The sequence below is a fragment of the Microcoleus sp. S13C4 genome, from assembly GCF_036700865.1.
Classification (GTDB): Bacteria; Cyanobacteriota; Cyanobacteriia; order Cyanobacteriales; family Microcoleaceae; genus Microcoleus.
The window spans coordinates 1-1,474 of the sequence record NZ_JAUBPS010000169.1 but is presented as its reverse complement, the minus strand read 5'-3'; the positions used below and the strand labels follow the sequence as shown (position 1 = coordinate 1,474).

Sequence of the window (1,474 nt, the reverse complement as noted above, 5' to 3'; positions counted from 1 at the left end):
TAAGAGCATCTCAATCAGCCTTGACAAAAGCACTTGAGAATTTGCATCATATAGTCATTGTTCATTGCGGCCCGTTTGATTTTTTGTCGCAGGCTACGTTGGAGAGTTGTCTCTTGGTTGAGCGCATTGAGTGCAAGCCGTCTTACCAGAGCGAAGTTCTGAGGACTGTTTAACGAGCGAATCCGGGATTTATCTTCATTAAAAGTCACATCTAAACTCCAATGCACTTGGTTTTCAATGCCCCAATGTTGACGAATAGCACGACCATTTAGCTGAGCATCTACTGGTAAAGAACTTAGGTAAAATTGCACCTCATGAGTGGTTTTGTTCCACAGATGACGAACTCTTTCGACGATAACAATAGTATGCAATCCTGCCCATTTTTCTTGCTTGTAAAGTCCTCCTAATTGGGCAACTGATACCGCCCATACTTTTCGAGTTTCGACGCGATGATGACCCTTTTCGGTTCGGGAATCATAACTCATTTCAACTCCCATGAATCCCTGAGTTTTTGCAGTATCAAACCAGTCTTTAACTTGATGATAAAGGGTGGGATGATTGCTTTTTAGTGCCACGACATAATCGGCTTTTTTGTGACGAATCAGTCGAACTATTTCTGTTTGAGTCCCCATCGCATCAATGGTGATAATCGCTCCGGAAATGTCGATTAATTTTAGTAGTGCTGGAATAGCTGTGATTTCATTGGAGTGGTCTTCAACTTTGACTTGCCCGAGTACCAAACGCTGTTCGCTCGCCCAAGCTGTCACTAAATGTAAGTTTTTTAAACCTTTCTCTCGATCGTAAGAACCTCGCAAACTTTTGCCATCTATCGGGATAATTTCTTGCAAGACGGAACCCATAATTTGTTGCAACCATTGCGATAACTTCTGCTCTAAAACTTTCGGGTCGAGCTTTTCAAATACACGACGAAATGTATCATCGCTTGGTATCCCATTGGGTAATTCTAAAAATTCTTCTAACCATTGCTGCTTGCTGAGTCCATAATTTTCGATGTCTTCCCACCCGACAGCGCCGGCGATCGTAGCTAATATGGTAATGACCAGAATGTCTTTAAGTAAATGTTGTTTGGTTCGGTCTACTCTCGGATCTGGTAGATCGTTAAAATAAGTTGATAAGCCCATTTGTAAGTCTTGCAGGTCGATGGGTCCTGGCCGGGAGCTCGTCGGCGATGATTTGGGCTGATTCACAACACGAGCGAATCCTTTCTCCATTGTTTTTTCCTCACCCTTCGTGACTGATATGAAGCAGTATTATAGGACGCATTTGACATCTTTAAGGCTGCGGGTCGAGCGCCCGTGGTGATTCGAGCGCCCGTGGTGATTCGAGCGCCCGCTACGAGCATCACTTACACGGATCGGGCGATCGTCACAAGACCTTCAATGGATTCTCAAGAACCGTTATTGACTGGATACTCCTTCATATCTTGCCCTTAAAGTCAAGTACAATTTATACC

1 protein-coding gene is annotated in these 1,474 nt (G+C 43.9%); it reads right to left on the bottom strand.

Annotation, left to right across the window (positions count from 1 at the left end):
* Positions 1-14: 14 nt before the first annotated feature.
* A complete protein-coding gene (locus QT996_RS28455) occupies positions 15-1,232 on the bottom strand; it encodes an ISAs1 family transposase (RefSeq protein WP_333050852.1) in 1,218 nt (405 codons plus the stop codon).
* Between the last annotated feature and the right edge of the window lie 242 nt (positions 1,233-1,474).

Excerpts from the sequence above, each read along its gene's own strand:
- QT996_RS28455 (WP_333050852.1), bottom strand. The coding sequence starts at position 1,232 with ATGGAGAAAGGATTCGCTCGTGTTGTGAATCAGCCCAAATCATCGCCG.